Origin of the sequence: Pseudomonas sp. HTZ2, from assembly GCF_033173945.1 — a bacterium.
GTDB lineage: Bacteria > Pseudomonadota > Gammaproteobacteria > Pseudomonadales > Pseudomonadaceae > Aquipseudomonas > Aquipseudomonas guariconensis.
Genome location: NZ_CP137332.1, coordinates 1,169,894 through 1,186,990 on the forward strand (window position 1 = coordinate 1,169,894; position 17,097 = coordinate 1,186,990).

14 protein-coding genes are annotated in these 17,097 nt (G+C 57.2%); 10 read left to right on the plus strand and 4 right to left on the minus strand.

Annotated features, from left to right (window positions below):
* Nucleotides 1-96: 96 nt before the first annotated feature.
* From R6G97_RS05565 to R6G97_RS05610, 10 genes are all read left to right on the plus strand, one after another.
* The gene (locus R6G97_RS05565) at nucleotides 97-660 is read left to right on the plus strand and encodes an aromatic-ring-hydroxylating dioxygenase subunit beta (RefSeq protein WP_012052600.1); all 564 of its coding nucleotides are present in this window, start codon (nucleotides 97-99) and stop codon (nucleotides 658-660) included.
* An 8-nt stretch (nucleotides 661-668) separates the two neighbouring features.
* Nucleotides 669-992, plus strand: coding sequence for a non-heme iron oxygenase ferredoxin subunit (locus R6G97_RS05570; protein ID WP_012052599.1), 324 nt, complete (start codon nucleotides 669-671; stop codon nucleotides 990-992).
* Nucleotides 992-2,224, plus strand: coding sequence for an NAD(P)/FAD-dependent oxidoreductase (locus R6G97_RS05575; protein ID WP_012052598.1), 1,233 nt, complete (start codon nucleotides 992-994; stop codon nucleotides 2,222-2,224). The genes R6G97_RS05570 and R6G97_RS05575 overlap by 1 nt, the downstream gene beginning before the upstream one ends.
* Nucleotides 2,221-3,048 carry a cis-2,3-dihydrobiphenyl-2,3-diol dehydrogenase gene (gene bphB / locus R6G97_RS05580; RefSeq protein ID WP_012052597.1) on the plus strand — a complete coding sequence of 276 codons (828 nt, stop codon included), beginning with the start codon at nucleotides 2,221-2,223 and terminating at the stop codon, nucleotides 3,046-3,048. The genes R6G97_RS05575 and bphB overlap by 4 nt, the downstream gene beginning before the upstream one ends.
* A gap of 15 nt (nucleotides 3,049-3,063) precedes the next feature.
* On the plus strand, nucleotides 3,064-3,939 hold the full coding sequence (bphC, locus tag R6G97_RS05585) for a biphenyl-2,3-diol 1,2-dioxygenase (RefSeq protein ID WP_012052596.1): 876 nt from the start codon (nucleotides 3,064-3,066) through the stop codon (nucleotides 3,937-3,939).
* 121 nt (nucleotides 3,940-4,060) lie between these two features.
* Complete coding sequence (gene todJ, locus R6G97_RS05590; protein WP_012052595.1) at nucleotides 4,061-4,867, plus strand: toluene degradation hydratase TodJ; 807 nt, start codon at nucleotides 4,061-4,063, stop codon at nucleotides 4,865-4,867.
* Nucleotides 4,868-4,974: 107 nt separating this feature from the next.
* Nucleotides 4,975-5,925 (plus strand): acetaldehyde dehydrogenase (acetylating), encoded by a 951-nt coding sequence (locus R6G97_RS05595; protein WP_012052594.1) that lies wholly within the window; start codon nucleotides 4,975-4,977, stop codon nucleotides 5,923-5,925.
* A 10-nt stretch (nucleotides 5,926-5,935) separates the two neighbouring features.
* Nucleotides 5,936-6,994 carry a 4-hydroxy-2-oxovalerate aldolase gene (gene dmpG, locus R6G97_RS05600; protein ID WP_012052593.1) on the plus strand — a complete coding sequence of 353 codons (1,059 nt, stop codon included), beginning with the start codon at nucleotides 5,936-5,938 and terminating at the stop codon, nucleotides 6,992-6,994.
* 222 nt (nucleotides 6,995-7,216) lie between these two features.
* A complete protein-coding gene (locus R6G97_RS05605; RefSeq protein WP_317847874.1) occupies nucleotides 7,217-10,144 on the plus strand; it encodes an ATP-binding protein in 2,928 nt (975 codons plus the stop codon).
* Entirely contained in the window at nucleotides 10,141-10,761 is a 621-nt protein-coding gene (locus R6G97_RS05610) for a response regulator transcription factor (RefSeq protein WP_012052591.1), read from the plus strand. Before R6G97_RS05605 ends, R6G97_RS05610 begins: the two co-directional genes overlap by 4 nt.
* Nucleotides 10,762-10,889: 128 nt before the next feature.
* On the opposite strand, the gene R6G97_RS05615 is transcribed toward R6G97_RS05610, so the two are convergent.
* From R6G97_RS05615 to ttgD, 4 genes are all read right to left on the minus strand, one after another.
* Nucleotides 10,890-11,066, minus strand: coding sequence for a hypothetical protein (locus R6G97_RS05615; RefSeq protein WP_012052590.1), 177 nt, complete (start codon nucleotides 11,064-11,066; stop codon nucleotides 10,890-10,892).
* Nucleotides 11,067-11,145: 79 nt separating this feature from the next.
* Nucleotides 11,146-12,588, minus strand: coding sequence for an efflux transporter outer membrane subunit (locus R6G97_RS05620; RefSeq protein ID WP_012052589.1), 1,443 nt, complete (start codon nucleotides 12,586-12,588; stop codon nucleotides 11,146-11,148).
* Nucleotides 12,585-15,725: a multidrug efflux RND transporter permease subunit TtgE gene (ttgE, locus tag R6G97_RS05625; protein WP_012052588.1), complete on the minus strand. Its 3,141-nt coding sequence runs from the start codon at nucleotides 15,723-15,725 to the stop codon at nucleotides 12,585-12,587. Before ttgE ends, R6G97_RS05620 begins: the two co-directional genes overlap by 4 nt.
* A gap of 14 nt (nucleotides 15,726-15,739) precedes the next feature.
* Nucleotides 15,740-16,888: a toluene efflux RND transporter periplasmic adaptor subunit TtgD gene (gene ttgD, locus R6G97_RS05630; RefSeq protein WP_024086925.1), complete on the minus strand. Its 1,149-nt coding sequence runs from the start codon at nucleotides 16,886-16,888 to the stop codon at nucleotides 15,740-15,742.
* Nucleotides 16,889-17,097 lie beyond the last annotated feature (209 nt).

Consider the following 17,097-nt stretch of genomic DNA (forward strand, 5'->3'; position numbering starts at 1 on the left):
TGCGCCACGCAGTGGCGCCGGCCAGAGGCCGCATTTGACTTCGACCCAGGTTGGATGCGGTGGACCTTGTCCATTTGAAATCTACAAGGAACGACCATGATTGATTCAGCCAACAGAGCCGACGTCTTTCTCCGCAAGCCGGCACCCGTAGCGCCCGAACTGCAGCACGAAGTCGAGCAGTTCTACTATTGGGAGGCCAAGCTTCTCAACGATCGCCGCTTCGAGGAGTGGTTCGCGCTGCTCGCGGAAGACATTCACTACTTCATGCCCATTCGCACCACGCGGATCATGCGGGACTCGCGCCTTGAATACTCAGGCTCCCGAGAGTACGCGCACTTCGATGACGACGCCACGATGATGAAGGGACGCTTGCGCAAGATCACGTCCGACGTGAGCTGGTCCGAGAACCCCGCATCGCGGACCCGGCATCTCGTGAGCAACGTGATGATCGTCGGCGCAGAGGCAGAAGGGGAGTACGAAATCTCAAGCGCCTTCATTGTGTACCGCAATCGTCTGGAGCGGCAGCTCGACATCTTTGCCGGTGAGCGTCGCGATACGTTGCGCCGTAACACGAGCGAGGCCGGGTTCGAGATCGTCAATCGGACCATCCTGATCGACCAGAGCACCATCCTGGCCAATAACCTCAGTTTCTTCTTCTAGGTGATGTCATGACTTGGACATACATATTGCGGCAGGGTGACCTGCCACCCGGTGAGATGCAGCGCTACGAAGGCGGCCCGGAACCTGTGATGGTCTGCAACGTCGATGGCGAGTTCTTCGCGGTGCAGGATACCTGCACGCATGGGGACTGGGCGTTGTCGGATGGTTACCTGGACGGTGATATTGTCGAATGCACGTTGCATTTCGGCAAGTTCTGCGTGCGGACCGGGAAGGTGAAGGCGCTGCCTGCTTGCAAACCTATCAAGGTATTCCCAATCAAGGTCGAAGGCGATGAAGTGCACGTCGATCTCGACAACGGGGAGTTGAAGTGATGGCTACCCATGTGGCGATCATCGGCAATGGCGTGGGTGGCTTCACGACCGCGCAGGCCCTACGTGCCGAGGGCTTCGAGGGGAGAATCTCGCTGATTGGGGACGAACCGCATCTCCCCTATGACCGACCATCCTTGTCCAAGGCGGTTCTCGACGGCAGCCTTGAGCGGCCGCCCATACTGGCCGAGGCCGATTGGTACGGCGAGGCCCGCATCGACATGCTGACCGGCCCGGAAGTCACTGCCCTTGATGTGCAGACAAGGACGATCAGTCTGGATGATGGCACCACGCTCTCTGCGGACGCCATCGTCATCGCGACGGGCAGTCGAGCGCGGACGATGGCGTTGCCCGGCAGCCAACTGCCCGGCGTCGTAACGCTGCGCACCTACGGTGACGTGCAGGTATTGCGCGATAGTTGGACTTCCGCGACGCGGCTGCTGATTGTGGGTGGCGGATTGATCGGCTGCGAGGTCGCGACGACGGCGCGCAAGCTCGGCCTGTCGGTCACGATCCTGGAGGCAGGTGATGAACTGCTGGTCCGAGTACTTGGGCGGCGTATCGGTGCCTGGCTGCGCGGCCTGCTGACAGAACTTGGTGTGCAGGTCGAGTTGGGAACGGGTGTCGTAGGTTTTTCTGGTGAGGGCCAGCTCGAACAAGTCATGGCCAGCGATGGGCGCAGCTTCGTAGCCGATAGCGCACTCATTTGCGTCGGCGCGGAGCCCGCGGATCAACTTGCGCGTCAAGCGGGCTTGGCATGTGACCGCGGCGTCATTGTCGATCACTGCGGTGCGACGCTTGCCAAAGGCGTATTCGCCGTCGGAGATGTGGCCAGTTGGCCGCTGCGCGCCGGCGGCCGGCGTTCGCTCGAAACCTATATGAACGCGCAGCGCCAAGCCGCCGCGGTGGCTGCGGCCATTCTGGGGAAAAACGTATCGGCACCGCAACTGCCCGTGTCCTGGACGGAGATCGCTGGGCATCGCATGCAGATGGCGGGCGATATCGAAGGACCTGGTGATTTCGTCTCGCGCGGCATGCCCGGTAGTGGCGCTGCCCTGTTGTTCCGCCTGCAGGAGCGAAGGATTCAGGCGGTCGTCGCGGTCGATGCACCCCGTGACTTCGCGCTTGCAACCCGATTGGTAGAAGCCCGCGCGGCAATCGAGCCAGCACGGCTGGCAGATCTTTCAAACAGTATGCGCGATTTTGTTCGTGCGAATGAAGGAGACCTAACGTGAGACTTGAAGGCGAAGTGGCCTTGGTGACAGGCGGTGGCGCAGGCCTGGGCAGAGCGATCGTGGATCGTTATGTCGCGGAAGGTGCGCGTGTCGCGGTGCTGGATAAATCCGCGGCAGGCCTGGAAGCGCTCAGGAAACTCCATGGCGATGCAATCGTGGGCGTGGAGGGGGATGTTCGCTCGCTCGACAGCCATCGTGAGGCTGTGGCCCGCTGCGTCGAAGCGTTCGGCAAGCTGGACTGCCTGGTTGGCAATGCTGGCGTTTGGGACTACCTGACCCAACTGGTGGATATTCCCGACGACCTCATATCGGAGGCATTCGAGGAAATGTTCGAGGTCAATGTCAAGGGCTACATCCTGGCGGCAAAGGCTGCGCTACCTGCGCTTTATCAGAGCAAAGGCAGCGCGATATTCACTGTGTCGAATGCCGGTTTCTACCCGGGCGGTGGCGGTGTTCTGTATACAGCTGGCAAACATGCCGTGATTGGATTGATCAAGCAGCTCGCGCACGAATGGGGGCCGCGTATCCGCGTCAACGGCATCGCCCCCGGTGGCATTTTGGGGAGCGATCTGCGCGGGCTGAAGAGCCTTGATTTACAAGACAAGAGCATTTCGACCTTTCCATTGGACGACATGCTGAAATCCGTTCTTCCGACCGGGCGGGCCGCCACTGCCGAGGAATACGCCGGCGCCTATGTCTTCTTCGCGACGCGCGGCGACACGGTTCCGCTCACCGGTAGCGTGTTGAACTTCGATGGCGGCATGGGCGTGCGTGGCTTGTTCGAAGCCAGCCTAGGCGCACAGCTCGACAAGCACTTCGGTTGAGACAGGAGAAGTGTCATGAGCATTCAAAGATTGGGCTACCTCGGCTTCGAAGTCGCAGATGTGCGTTCATGGCGTACCTTCGCCACTACCAGGCTGGGGATGATGGAAGCCTCAGCCAGCGAGACGGAGGCGACGTTTCGAATCGACTCACGTGCCTGGCGACTGTCGGTCAGCAGAGGCCCCGCAGACGACTACCTGTTTGCCGGTTTCGAGGTGGATAGTGAACAGGGGCTACAGGAGGTCAAGGAAAGCCTGCAGGCCCACGGCGTTACCGTCAAGGTCGAAGGAGGGGAGCTGATTGCCAAACGCGGTGTGCTTGGGTTGATTTCATGCACCGATCCGTTCGGCAATCGCGTCGAGATCTACTACGGTGCCACCGAACTGTTCGAGCGACCATTCGCTTCGCCCACCGGTGTTTCTGGATTTCAAACTGGAGACCAGGGCTTAGGTCACTATGTGTTGAGCGTCGCAGATGTGGACGCAGCGCTCGCCTTCTATACCAAGGCATTGGGCTTTCAGCTTGCCGATGTCATCGACTGGACCATTGGTGACGGGTTATCCGTGACCCTCTACTTCCTGTACTGCAATGGCCGTCACCACTCCTTCGCCTTTGCCAAGTTGCCGGGATCGAAGCGGCTCCATCACTTCATGCTGCAAGCTAATGGCATGGATGACGTGGGCCTGGCATACGACAAATTTGATGCGGAGCGTGCGGTCGTTATGTCACTTGGTCGACACACGAACGACCACATGATTTCGTTCTACGGTGCCACGCCCTCGGGCTTCGCGGTCGAGTACGGCTGGGGCGCACGTGAGGTGACCCGCCACTGGTCGGTGGTGCGCTACGACCGTATCAGCATCTGGGGACACAAGTTCCAGGCGCCCGCCTGACCGGCCAGCCTGGCGGTGCTAGTCCTGCTTCTACCTGCATGCCCATATGCCAGAACGTGCTGGACGGCAGGGCAGCACACGCAAAAATCCTGGAAGGTGTTAATCGAGGAGAGATATCAGCATGAGCGAACTAGATACCGCGCGGACAGGTGCCGTGCGTAAAGCTGCCGACCTGCTGTACGAAGCCACCCGGTCCGGTGTGGCCGTGGTGCCGGTGCGCAATCTGATCGGCGAGACGGATTTGGAGGCAGCCTATGCAGTACAGGAGGTTAATACACAGAGAGCATTGGTTGCCGGGCGGCGCCTGGTTGGACGCAAGATTGGGCTGACCTCTGTCGCTGTACAGAAGCAGCTCGGAGTGGAACAGCCCGACTATGGCATGTTGTTCGCAGACATGGCGCGTACCGAGGGGGAGGAAATCGCCCTTGATGACGTGCTCCAACCTAAAGTCGAAGCCGAGATCGCCTTTGTCCTGGGACGTGACCTCGATGGCGATCAATTGACGGTGGCCGACCTCTTTCGCGCCATCGAGTTCGCCGTTCCGGCGATCGAGATCGTGGGTTCGCGGATAACCAATTGGGATATCCGTATCACGGACACCATTGCTGACAATGCTTCGTCTGGCCTGTATGTGCTGGGCTCCACGCCGAAGCGCTTGTGCGATTTTGACTCGCGCCAGGCAGGCATGGTGATGGAGCGGCAAGGCATACCGGTGTCTTCCGGGGTAGGGGCCGCCTGCCTTGGAGCGCCTCTCAACGCAGTCCTTTGGTTGGCCAGGGTCATGGCTCGAGCGGGCCGTCCGTTGCGCACTGGCGACACGGTGCTTTCCGGTGCGCTGGGCCCCATGGTGCCAGTGGCAGGAGGAGATGTATTCGATGTGCGGATAGCCGGGCTTGGATCGGTGACCGCCGCTTTTGCAAAGGCATAAGCCCGTAAAAACGATCCCATCCACTGTCGCAACCTTCCGGGCCTTGCGTGAACAGCTGCCGGTTATGCAACCGGACGCGATGGCCTACTGATTCAAGGAGTATCACCATGACCCGCAAAGTCAAGGCTGCCATCATTGGTAGCGGTAATATCGGCACCGACCTGATGATCAAGATACTCAGGCATGGTCAACACATTGAAATGGGAGCGATGGTCGGCATCGACCCCGCTTCTGACGGTCTGGCACGCGCCCAACGCATGGGGGTGGCTATCACTCATGAAGGTGTCGAGGGGCTGACGCGCCTGCCGGTGTTCAATGAGATCGACGTCGTGTTCGACGCTACTAGTGCTGGTGCGCATGTGAAGAACGAGGCCCTACTGCGTGAGCGCAAGCCAGGACTGCGCATGATCGACCTGACACCCGCCGCGATCGGCCCCTATTGCATCCCGGTGGTCAATGGTGACGACCACCTGGATGCGACGAACGTCAATATGGTCACCTGTGGCGGCCAGGCCACCATCCCCATGGTGGCTGCGGTATCGCGCGTAGCCAAGGTGCATTACGCCGAAATCATCGCCAGCATCTCCAGCAAGAGCGCCGGCCCCGGCACGCGCGCCAACATCGATGAGTTCACCGAGACCACGTCCAAGGCCATCGAGGTGGTTGGCGGGGCGGCGAAGGGCAAGGCGATCATCGTCCTGAACCCGGCCGAGCCGCCGCTGATGATGCGAGATACGGTTTACACGCTGAGCGACTTCGCTGACATCGACCAGATCGAAGAGTCGGTGCAGCGCATGGCCGACGCAGTGCAGGCATACGTACCCGGCTATCGCCTGAAGCAGCGCGTGCAGTTCGACCGCATCGAGGCCGATTGTCCGATCCGCATTCCTGGCGTCGGAGACCGCATGAACGGGCTCAAGACTTCGATCTTCCTGGAAGTCGAGGGCGCTGCACACTACCTGCCAGCTTATGCCGGCAACCTGGACATCATGACCAGTGCCGCGCTGCGCACCGCCGAGAAGTTGGCTGAGCGTTTGCTCGCCTCCCTGGTCGCCTGAGGACATAGCCATGACTCAACAGAAACTCTACATCTCTGATGTGACGCTGCGCGACGGCAGCCACGCGATCCGCCACCAGTACACGGTGGAGCAGGTAAAGCAGATTGCCCGGGCGCTAGATGACGCCAAGGTCGACTCCATCGAGGTTGCCCACGGCGATGGCCTGCAGGGAGGCAGCTTCAACTACGGCTTTGGCGCGCATACGGATCTGGAGTGGATTGAAGCAGCCGCGAGCGTGGTCAAGCATGCGAAGATCGCCACGCTGCTTTTGCCCGGCATCGGTACTGTGCATGACCTCAAGGCAGTCTATGAGGCCGGCGTGCGCGTGGTGCGTGTCGCTACGCACTGCACCGAGGCCGACATCTCCAGGCAACACATCGAGTACGCGCGCCATTTGGGCATGGAGGCCGTAGGCTTCCTGATGATGAGCCACATGACTACACCGCAGCACCTGGCCCAGCAGGCCAAGCTGATGGAAAGCTACGGTGCTACTGTCTGTTACGTGGTCGATTCCGGTGGCGCGCTGAGCATGAACGACGTGCGTGACCGCTTCCGCGCCTTCAAGGACGTGCTCAAGCCCGAGACGCAAACAGGAATGCATGCTCACCACAACCTGAGCCTGGGTGTGGCCAACAGCATCGTTGCTGTAGAGAACGGCTGCGACCGCGTGGACGCGAGCCTCGCCGGCATGGGCGCTGGCGCTGGCAACGCACCGTTGGAGGTGTTCATTGCCGCGGCCGAGCGCATGGGATGGAACCACGGCACCGACCTGTACAAGCTAATGGACGCGGCCGACGACTTGGTGCGCCCGCTGCAGGACCGCCCTGTGCGCGTGGACCGCGAGACGCTGGCCCTGGGGTATGCGGGCGTTTACAGCAGCTTCCTGCGCCATAGCGAGATGGCGGCCAGTAAATATGGGCTCAAGACGGTGGATATTCTTGTCGAACTCGGACGTCGGCGGATGGTTGGCGGCCAGGAAGACATGATCATTGACGTGGCACTCGATCTGCTCAAGCAGCAGGAGCACGAGCGTATCCGTTCCGAGCCGGTATCCAGCGAGGCGAACTGAACGGAGCATCACATCACTATTGATACGCATCAGCCCGAAGCCAATGTAGCGTAGCTCCATTGGCTTGCCTATTTCGCGTTCACCGCCCCCTCGAGAAACGAGCCCAGTACTATTTCAGGTCGTCCGTAGTTGCTCATCAAAAAAGTATTCTCAGGATGATACGAGGGCGTATGATCTATAATGAATCCGTCAGAATCTTGTGAGTCATTAAAGATGAGCTCCTTGGATAGAAAAAAGCCTCAAAATAGATCGAAAAATAATTATTATAATATCTGCCTCAAGGAGAAAGGATCTGAAGAGCTGACGTGTGAAGAATATGCACGCATCATATTTGATGGGCTCTACGAGTTTGTGGGCCTTCTTGATGCTCATGGAAATGTGCTTGAAGTGAACCAGGTCGCATTGGAGGGGGCCGGGATTACTCTGGAAGAAATACGAGGGAAGCCATTCTGGAAGGCGCGTTGGTGGCAAATTTCAAAAAAAACCGAGGCGACCCAAAAGCGACTTGTTGAAACTGCATCATCCGGTGAATTTGTTCGCTGTGATGTTGAGATTCTTGGAAAATCAGGTGGAAGAGAGGTAATAGCCGTCGATTTTTCATTGCTGCCAATTTGCAATGAAGAAGGGAGCATTGTTTACCTTCTTGCGGAAGGGCGCAATATTACCGATAAGAAGAAAGCCGAGGCCATGCTGGCGTTGAAGAACCAGGAATTGGAGCAGTCGGTTGAGTGTATCCGAAAACTCGATAATGCGAAGAGTGATTTCTTTGCCAAGGTGAGCCATGAGTTGCGCACTCCGCTGTCTTTGATTCTAGGGCCACTGGAAGCCGTTATGGCGGCAGAGGCTGGGCGTGAATCGCCGTATTGGAAGCAGTTTGAGGTCATTCAGCGTAATGCAATGATCCTGTTGAAACAGGTTAACACGCTGCTTGACTTGGCGAAAATGGACGCCCGGCAGATGGGGCTTTCCTATCGGCGAGCCAATCTTAGTCAGCTCACCCGTACTATTAGCTCGAATTTTGAAGGAATAGCCCAGCAAAAATCAATAACGTTCGATACAAAACTGCCTGTACAGATGGTCGCTGAGGTGGATTGTGAGAAATACGAACGCATTATCCTTAACTTGCTTTCCAATGCGTTTAAATTCACCCCTGACGGGGGGCTTATCCGTTGCTGTCTTAGTTTGAGTCGACCAAATTATGCCTTGGTTACTGTATCTGATAGCGGGCCGGGTATTCCTCCTGCACTGCGTAAAGAAATATTTGAACGTTTCCACCAGCTAAGCCAGGAAGGTCAACAAGCTACGCGGGGTACAGGCTTGGGGCTTTCCATTGTGAAAGAATTCGTTGAATTGCACCGTGGAACAATTTCTGTAAGTGATGCCCCGGGCGGGGGGGCGCTTTTTCAGGTAAAGCTGCCGCTGAATGCTCCTGAAGGTGCTTATGTTGCGAGTAACACCGCGCCGCGAAGAGATAATCCTCAGGTCGTGGATACGGATGAGTACCTTTTGCTGGCGCCCAATGCGGAAAATGAAGCCGAGGTGCTTCCATTTCAATCCGACCAGCCTCGGGTGCTAATCGTTGAAGATAACCCTGATATGCGTGGTTTTATAAAGGACTGTCTCAGTAGCGACTATCAAGTTTATGTTGCACCCGACGGTGCAAAGGCATTGGAGTTGATGTCAAACATGCCGCCAGACCTGTTGATTACAGACCTGATGATGCCTGTTATGAGCGGCGATATGCTGGTTCACCAAGTGCGTAAGAAAAATGAACTTTCACATATCCCGATCATGGTGCTGTCGGCCAAGTCAGACGCAGAACTGCGTGTGAAATTGCTCTCCGAGTCGGTGCAGGACTTTCTTCTTAAGCCATTTTCTGCTCATGAGCTACGAGCGCGTGTAAGCAATCTGGTATCCATGAAGGTGGCAGGCGATGCGTTGCGTAAGGAGCTTTCCGATCAGGGGGATGATATTGCGATACTTACTCACCGTCTGATCAAAAGTCGCCATCGTCTTCAGCAGAGTAACATCGCATTATCCGCCTCGGAAGCGCGTTGGAAAGCAGTGTATGAAAACTCTGCGGCCGGTATTGTACTGACCGACCCGGAAAACCGAATACTCAACGCCAATCCTGCATTTCAACGCATTACCGGATATGGGGAAAAGGATTTGGAGGGACTTTCCATGGAGCAATTGACTCCATCTGACGAAAGCCCACAGATAAAGCAGCGTCTGGCCAATTTGCTTCAGGGTGGGGGAGCGGAATACAGTGTGGAGCGCTCCTATCTATGCAAAAATGGTTCTACGATTTGGGCCAATGCGAGTGTCTCGCTGATGCCTCAACGTGTCGGTGAATCTCCAGTTATACTGCAGATCATCGATGACATCACTGAGAAGAAACAAGCACAGGAAAATCTTAACCAATTGCAGCAACAACTTGTGTACGTTTCCCGATCAGCTACGATGGGTGAATTTGCAGCCTATATTGCACACGAGATAAACCAACCGCTCTCGGCGATCATGACCAATGCCAATGCTGGCACACGTTGGTTAGGTAATGAGCCATCTAACATCCCAGAGGCTAAAGAGGCACTGGCTCGCATTATCCGAGATTCCGACCGCGCTGCAGAAATTATCCGTATGGTACGCTCCTTCCTGAAGCGTCAAGAAACGGTGCTGAAACCGATTGATCTAAAAGCACTGGTAACTGATACAAGCCTGATACTTAAGGCCCCTAGTCAGAATAACAGTGTCAATTTGGATGTTGTTGCGGATGATGAACTCCCTGAGATATGGGGGGATGGTGTACAGATCCAGCAGTTGATAATAAATCTGGCTATGAACGCTATTGAAGCGATCAGCCAAGCCGACTGTGAAACCAGGCAGCTAACCCTGTCATTCTCAGGCAATGATACAGGTGATGCGCTTGTTATCTCAGTGAAAGATACAGGTCCAGGTATTTCAGAGAGGCAGATGGCGCAGTTGTTCAACGCATTCTACACCACAAAAAAAGAAGGGCTTGGTATGGGATTGGCAATCTGTCTTACAATCACGGAAGTGCATAACGGTAAAATATGGGTTGAGTGCCCGCCCGCTGGGGGTGCTTGTTTCCTGGTAAGTATCCCTGCCAGACAGGGCTCCGGCACATGAGTGATCGGGCATCTGTTATCTATATCCTCGATGACGACAATGCAGTACTGGAAGCACTGAGCAGCTTGGTGCGTTCAATCGGCCTGAGTGTCGAGTGTTTTTCATCCGCTAGCGTATTCCTGAACGATGTCAATCGCTCTGCCTGTGGCTGTCTAATTTTGGATGTCCGTATGCCCGAGATGAGCGGGTTGGATGTGCAACGACAACTGAAAGAGCTTGGCGAGCAAATCCCCATTATTTTTATCAGCGGCCACGGTGATATTCCGATGGCAGTCAAAGCGATCAAGGCGGGTGCGGTAGACTTCTTCACTAAACCTTTTCGAGAAGAGGAGCTGCTTGGCGCTATTCGCGCCGCGCTGAAGTTGGCGCCCCAGCAGAGATCAAACGCTCCCCGAGTCAGCGAGCTTAAAGAGAATTACGAAAGCCTCAGCAAACGCGAGCAACAGGTGCTTAAGTTCGTCTTGCGAGGATATCTAAACAAGCAGACGGCTCTAGAGCTTGATATATCGGAAGCAACAGTGAAAGTGCACCGCCATAATATCATGAGGAAAATGAAAGTATCTTCAATCCAGGATCTGGTTCGAGTAACTGAGCGGCTCAAGGATAGCCTGGAATAGTCGTAGTTCTTCATGGCATGTGAAAAGCATGCCATGAAGAATAGGCCAATACCATGCCAGAGTGGCTACTCTGGCATGGTTTCGTGGTCAACCAAATGTTGGATTGCTTATCTCCTTCACGTTCAGGCTCAAAAATCCTTTTTGCGGAAGTTGTCGTGGATGGCGTCGAACGCTTGCTTGGTGGTGTATAGCATGTGGCCCGGCGACATGAACTTGGCCTCCATGATCGATTTCTTGATATTCTGGTAATTGAGCAGATCGCCGAAATTGCCGTGGACGGAGACCCGGATAATACGGGTCTCCAAAAAAGCATTCCTTATGGTCTGACTGTGGTTTCCACTGTTGCGATGAAGGGCCGCGTCCTAGAGACGCGGCCTGTTTTGCTCAGTTCTGAGCGGTAAGTGGCTGGGAGGAAATGTTATCCCAGCCACCACCCAGGGCCTTGAACAGTCTCACCTCGCTGCTGAGCTGATTGAGGCGGTCCGAAAGGAACTGTTGTTGTGCGGCGAACAGCTCACGCTGTGCATCGAGCACCGCCAGATAATTGTCCACGCCCTCGTCGTAGCGTTGATAGGCCAATTTGTAGTAAGCTTGGTTGTTATCGACCAAGTCGCGCTGGGCCTGCAGTTGTTCGCCAAAAGTGCCGCGCGCTGCCAGGCCATCGGCTACCTCGCGGAAGGCGGTCTGGATGCTTTTCTCGTACTCGGCTACGTTGATGTCCTTGATGACATTGCGGTAGTCGAGGTTGCCGCGCAGGCGCCCTGCGGTGAAGATCGGCAGATTGATCCGCGGCATGAAGGCCCACAGCCCCGAGCCTCCCTCGAACAAACCATCCAATTCATGGCTGGCCGTGCCAGCCGCTGCGGTCAGCGTGATGCTAGGGAAAAAGGCCGCCCGCGCCGCGCCGATATTGGCGTTGGCGGCTAGCAGTCGGTGTTCGGCAGCGCGGATGTCTGGACGGTGCAACAGCAGATCGGCCGGAAGGCCGGTGGAGAGTGCGGCCAGCGGTTGGTCGAGGACGTCGCTGATTGGCAAGTCGGCCGGCAGCTTGGTACCGAGCAGCAATTGCAGGGCATTCATGTCCTGCGCGACCTGGCGGGTATACAGCGTCTGTTGCACGCGTGCGGTTTCCACAAGGCTGCGTGCCTGGCGTACATCGAGTGCCGAGGCAGTACCGACCTCGCGACTCGACTTGATCAGGTTCAGGCTGTTCTCGTAGCTGGCGAGCGTCGAGCGCGCCAGATCGAGTTGAGCCTGGTCGCTGCGCCAGCTCAGATAGGCGATGGCGACATCTGCGATCAACGCGATCTGCATGCTGCGCTGGGTTTCGGCGGCGGCTAGGTATTCTTGCAATGCCGCACGTTCAAGGCTGCGCAGGCGACCGAACATATCCAGCTCGTAGGACATGCTCAGCGTCGTATCGTACTGACTCTGGATACCGGCCTCACCTGTGGGGGATAGATCGGCGGGCAAGCGCTGGCGCGTAGCGCCAACACCGGTATTGGCCCTCGGGAGCAGAGCAGACCGCTCGATCCTGTGCAGGGCGCGGTAGGCCTCGACGTTGAGTGCGGTCTGGCGCAGGTCACGGTTGTTGTTCAGGGCTGTGGCGATCAGTTCGCGCATGACTGGATCGCGAAAGAATACTTGCCAATTCAGCTCTGCATCGCGCGTCTGAGAGGGACGATGAGTACCTGCCTTGAGCTTGGCGTAGGCTTCGCCCTGGGGCCAGCCGGCTTGGATGGGGGCAGGCGGGCGCTGGTAGTCAGGGATGAGACTACAGCCGCTTAGCGCTACGCTCAGTGCGATCGAAAGATAGTGAGTCTTCATGCCAATTCTTCTTCCGCGAGCGCAGCTGGTTTCTTGTTGCGTTCGAACACTTTCACAACCACTACATAGAACAAAGGTACGAAGAACACGGCAAGTACCGTGGCGGTGATCATGCCGCCTACCACGCCGGTGGCAATCGAGTGCTGACTGCCTGCACCTGCGCCGGTGGCACGGGCCATTGGCAGTACGCCAAAGGTGAAAGCGAGAGAGGTCATTATGATCGGACGCAGACGCAGCCTGGCCGCTTCGATGGCAGCCTTGACCAGCGGTACGCCTTCTTTCTCGTACAGTTCCTTGGCGAACTCGATGATCAGGATCGCGTTTTTCGCTGACAACCCGACAGTGGTCATCAGGCCCACCTGGAAGTACACATCGGCTTCCAGGCCGCGCCACAAGGTGGCGAGCACCGCACCAAAGATACCGAGTGGGACCACGAGTATCACCGACATCGGTACCGACCAGCTTTCGTAGAGCGCCGCTAGGCACAGGAACACGATCAGGACGGTCAAGGCATAGAGCATTGGCGCCTGGTCACCTGTTCGGATCTCCTCGTAGGACAGGCCGTTGTAGCTCAGGCCGATACCGGATGGTAGCTGCTGCATGATTTGTGCGATCGCGATCATGGCGTCGCCAGTGCTGAAGCCAGGAGCAGGCTCACCGAGGATATTCACGGCCGAGATACCGCCGTAACGTTCAAGCTTTGGCGAGCCATGGATCCATTCGCCAGTGGCGAAGGCGGAGAACGGCACCATCTCGCCCAAGGCATTGCGCACGTACCATTTGTCGAAATCTTCCGGAGCGATCCGCGAGCTGTCCACCCCCTGAATGTACACACGCTTGACCCGACCCAGGTCAATGAAGTCATTGACATACATCGAGCCCCAGGCAGCGCTCATGGTGTCGTTGATCGAAGCGATGCTGACTTGCAGCGCACGCGCTTTCTCGTCGTCGATCTTGACTTGAAACTGCGGTTCATCGTCCTTGCCGTTGGGGCGTACTGCACGCAGACTGGGGTTCTCGGCAGCCAGTTCCAGGAACTGGTTCCGCGCTGCCATGAGTGATTCGTGACCAAGCCCCAAATTGTCCTGCAAGTAAAGGTCGAAGCCCATCGCATTACCCATTTCCAGGACCGCGGGTGGCACGAAGGCCATAACCGTAGCGTCCTTGATCCTGGCAAAGCGAGCGTTGGCCCGCTCGGCCACGCTGAGCACGTCCTCTCCGGCAGCCTGGCGGGCGGCCCAGTCCTTGAGCACCACCAGCACCAGGCCCGAGTTCTGTCCGCGTCCGGCGAAGTTGAAGCCGTTGACGGTCATGACGTGGTCGACGAGTTGCCCTTCCTCCTTGAGCAGGTAGTCCTTGACCTCCTGTAGAACAACCTCGGTGCGCTCGGCGGATGCGTTCAGTGGCATGCGCACCTCTGTCATCATCAACCCCTGGTCTTCGCTTGGCAGGAAAGCCTTGGGAATTTGGGTGAACAGGTAACCAGTACCGGCGGTGATCAGTGCGAAGATCAGCAGGTAGCGCCCGCGATGCTTGAGTATGCCGCCCACACCCCGCTCGAAGCGTGCGCTGTTGCGGTCAAAGCTACGGTTGAACCAGCCGAAGAAGCCTTTCTTCTCGTGGTGAGCATCATTTTCTGGTGCCTTGAGAATGGTCGCGCACAGCGCTGGCGTGAAAATCAGCGCCACCAATACTGACAGCGACATGCAGATAACGATGGTGACAGCGAACTGTTTGTAGATGATGCCCGCGGAACCGCCGAAGAATGCCATCGGCACAAATACTGCCGAGAGCACCATACCGATGCCGACCAATGCCCCGGAGATCTGCCCCATCGACTTGCGGGTCGCCTCCAGAGGCGATAGCCCCTCGTCATGCATCAGGCGTTCGACGTTCTCCACGACTACGATCGCATCATCCACCAGCAGGCCGATCGCGAGCACCATGGCATACATGGTCAGTACGTTGATGCTGATACCAAAGTACGGCAGCAATGCAAACGCCGCCAGCAAGACCACCGGCACTGCCAAGGTTGGAATGATGGTGGCACGTAGGCTCTGCAGGAACAGGAACATCACCAGGAACACTAGGACCACGGCTTCTAGGATGGTGTGCACCACGGAGTCGATCGAGGCTTCCACTACCGGCGAGGTATCGTATGGATAGATGACTTCAACGCCTTCTGGCAGGTAGGCCTTCTGTTTCTCAAGCTCTGCCTTGACCGCTTTCACCGTCTCCAGCAGGTTGCCACCGCTGGCCAGACGCAGGCCCAGGCCCGCTGAATCCTGACCTCGGTATTTGGCGGAAATCGCGAAGTTTTCAGAAGCCAGGACGACGCGGCCAAGATCCTTGACGCGCACCTGTGAACCATCCGCCTTGACCTTTACGAGAATTTCCTCAAATTCGGCAGGGGTGGTCATGCGCGTCTTGCCCACTACTGTGGCGTTTAGCTGTACACCCGAGCGGGTCGGCAGGCCGCCGAGCTGGCCAGAGGAGACCTGCACGTTTTGCTCGCGGATAGCTTGGGCCACATCACCAGGGGTCAGCTGATAACTATTGAGTTTGCCGGGATCAAGCCAGATACGCATGGCGTAGGGCGAGCCAAACAAGAGGAAGTCGCCCACACCGTTGATCCGTGAGATGGGATCCTGCAACTGCGAGGCAATCAGGTTGCCAAGGTCGAAGTTGGTCATCTTGCCGGTTTTGTCCACCAGACCGACGACCATGAAGAAGTTCATCTGGTACTTGACCACCCGCAGTCCCTGGCGCTGTACCTCTTCGGGCAGACGAGGAGTGGCCAGTTGCAGCTTGTTCTGCACCTGGACCTGCGCAATATCTGGGTTCGTGCCTTGCTCGAAGGTCACGATGATATTCATGCTGCCATCGGACGCACTTTCCGCAGCCATGTAACGGAAACCATCAAGTCCGTTGAGTTGCTGCTCGATAACCTGGACCACCGTATCCTGTACGGTCTTGGCCGAGGCCCCAGGGTAGACGACCTGGATCGAAACCGCGGGGGCAGCAATGTTGGGATACTGGCTGATCGGCATCTTGGTCAGCGACAGTGCCCCGGCGAGCATTGCGATGATCGCTAAGACCCAGGCGAATATTGGCCGGTCAATGAAGAAGCGAGACATGAATCAATAACTCCTCAATGGGCCTGGGCTTGCACCTGTGAGCCGAATTCGCTCATCAGCTTGACGTTCTTGGCGGCAACAGGCTTAACCGTGATACCTGAGCGGGCCAGCTGGACGCCCTCGGTAATCACCCGCTCGCCATCATTGATACCCGCACCTAGTAACCAGGCGTTGCCTACGGTCTGCAAGGTTTGCACTTCACGCGATTCCACGGTGTTATCTGGCTTAACCACCCATACGGTAGGCACTCCCCGCGCATCACGGCCCACGGCCTGATGGGGAACCAGAATGGCTGCCTGTTGCTCGCCCTCATTGAGCAGTGCATGGACGAACATGCCCGGTAGCAGTTTGTGATCAGGATTGGGGAACTCGGCACGCAGGGTGACCGAGCCGGTGGAGGGGGCGACGCTAACCTCGGAGAACTTGAGTACTCCTTTGAGCGGGTAGGGTGTGCCGTCATCGAGGGTAAGGCTGACTTGAGCCTGATTATCCCCAACGCGCTGCAGGCGTCCTGACTCCAAGGCACGTTTGAGGCCCAGCAGCCTGGTGATAGGCTGATTGACGTCAACATAGATCGGATCGAGTTGGGTAACGGTGGCCAACTCCTGCGCTTGCCCATTGGTCACCAGTGCGCCTTCAGTGACGGCCGAACGCCCGATGCGGCCGGTAATCGGTGCCAGCACCTTGGTGTACTGCATGTTGATACGCGCCATCTGGGCCTCGGCCTGCGCCTGCTTCCAGGTGGCCATTGCGTCGTCGTACTGCTGCTGGCTGATCGCGTTGGTGTCGAGCAGGCGCTCATAACGGCGGGCGAGATTCTGCGCGGTCAACAGGCTCGCCTCGGCACGGGCCAACAGCGCCTCGTAGGTGCGCGGGTCGATCTGGTACAACTGCTCACCCTGCTTCACCTCTGCGCCCTCTACGAACATGCGTTTCTGCAGAATGCCGGAGGCCTGAGGACGCACTTCGGAGACTCGGTAGGCCGAGGTGCGTCCGGGCAGGTCCGTGGTCAGGGTCAGTGCTTGGGCCTTCACGGTATAGACCCCAACTTCGGGAGGCACCGCAGTGCTTTCCACCGTTTCCTGCTTACCGCAACCCACCAGCAACCAGATGGCTGCTAGCGGAATTAACTGTCTCGCACGCAAAGCTCGCTCGAGTCTCACCGTTCGTCTCCTGGTTGTAGAACTGATCTTTTGGGAATCACAATGCATGGCCCGCATTGCAGAATAGTGTATCACTATGTGGTTTTTGCGAAACAGCCGTTCATGCCATGCGTGACTGACCTGCACCCAGAAAATGCAGAGACAAGAGAGATCAGTCGCTCGGCTGGCCTGATCGTTCACTTGCCATTAGAGTGGTGGCCAATCATGAG